We start from the raw sequence: 1,367 nt of genomic DNA, 5'->3' as shown, positions 1-1,367 counted from the left end.
GCTGGTGGATGCGGTTCGCGCTACCGCCGGAGGCAGCTGAAACATGGACGACGAGGAGGTCTATGTCGAGCCGGTCAGCCTGCCGCTGACACGCCCCCCGATGAAATGGGGGGTGCGATATGAGGTTTTTGCCCTGAACGGCATCCTGGCGGTGATCGGTTTTATCGCCACGAGCAGCTTCATGCTCGGCCTTGGCGTGTTCGGCGTGGTGCATCTGGTCAGCGCATATCTGTGCCAGCGCGACCCCTACATGTTTCATATTTTCGAGCGGCGCGTCTCCAAACGCGGAGCGGTGGCGAACCTTACTTTCTGGGGGGCGAGGAGCTATTCGCCATGAGCCTCGATGCCGACCTGAAATTTGGCCGTGAGCGCCGCCGCGAAAAGCCCGCGGCGATGCACATCCCTTACCTTCGCCATGCCGATGACAATCTGATCGTGACGAAGAGCGGCTTTCTGGTCGGCGTCATCCAGCTTAGTGGCCTGCCGTTCCAGACGATGGACCAGGCCGAGCTGAACAGCCGAATGTTCAACCGCAACACGACGTTCCGCAATCTCTCGACGTCTCGCTTTGCGGTCTACACGACGATCATCCGCCGCCACGTGACGCCTGAGATCGAAGGCGACTTTGACAATCCTTTCGTGGCCGAGCTCGACGCCCGCTACATGGATGAGCTTGGGGCGAAAAACCTTTTCGTCAACGAGGCGTATCTGACTGTCATACGCCGACCGATGGTCGGCCGCGTCGGCTGGGTGGACAAGGCGCTCAATGCGTTTCGCATAAGTACCGCGGGCGAGGAAACCCGCGAAGAGGCGATGGCCGAATTGCGTGACGTTCTCGACGGCGTCGTCAAGGATTTCACGGCTTATGGGGCGCGTCTTCTCGGCGTCGTAAAACGCCGCGAAAGCTTCTTTTCCGAGCCGGCGGAATTCTTGGCGAAGATCCTCGCCGGCGGCCTCGACGTGGAAATGCCTTTGCCGCGCATGAGCCTTGGCGATGTGCTGGCGACACGACAGCTGTTTTTCGGCAAATCCGCGCTGGAACTTCGCGGGCCGGACGCAGGCAAGCTCGGCGCCATGGTGTCGATCAAGGAATACCCACCGTTCACAGCTCCGGGCTCATTGGACGGTCTCTTGCGCCTGCCACATGAGTTTGTCCTGACGCAGAGTTTCGCGATCGAGGACCGTGTAACGGCGATGCGCAGGATCAACACCATCGCCAACCAGGTCGAGGGTTCAGACGAGGCGGGCACGACGGTCGAGGACTCCGTCCACGACGGCGCCGACAAGCTGGCCGGCGGCGAAGTGGTCTTCGGGCAACATCACATGAGCGTCATGGCCTTGGCGCCGGACATGACCGGGCTCAACCG

The 1,367-nt window shown here is 61.2% G+C and carries 1 protein-coding gene and 1 pseudogene; both read left to right on the top strand.

Features of this window, described 5'->3' with window-relative positions; all coding sequences use genetic code 11:
* Window positions 1–43 precede the first annotated feature (43 nt).
* Entirely contained in the window at window positions 44–337 is a 294-nt protein-coding gene (locus EOA13_RS37070) for a VirB3 family type IV secretion system protein (protein WP_023720449.1), read from the top strand.
* Window positions 334–1,367, top strand: a pseudogene (locus EOA13_RS37065) (VirB4 family type IV secretion system protein); the annotation flags it as partial. The gene EOA13_RS37070 and the pseudogene EOA13_RS37065, both read left to right, overlap by 4 nt.

The sequence above is a fragment of the Mesorhizobium sp. M7A.F.Ca.US.011.01.1.1 genome (assembly GCF_003998295.1).
In the GTDB taxonomy this organism is placed as follows: domain Bacteria; phylum Pseudomonadota; class Alphaproteobacteria; order Rhizobiales; family Rhizobiaceae; genus Mesorhizobium.
This window is presented reverse-complemented; position numbering and strand designations above follow the sequence as displayed.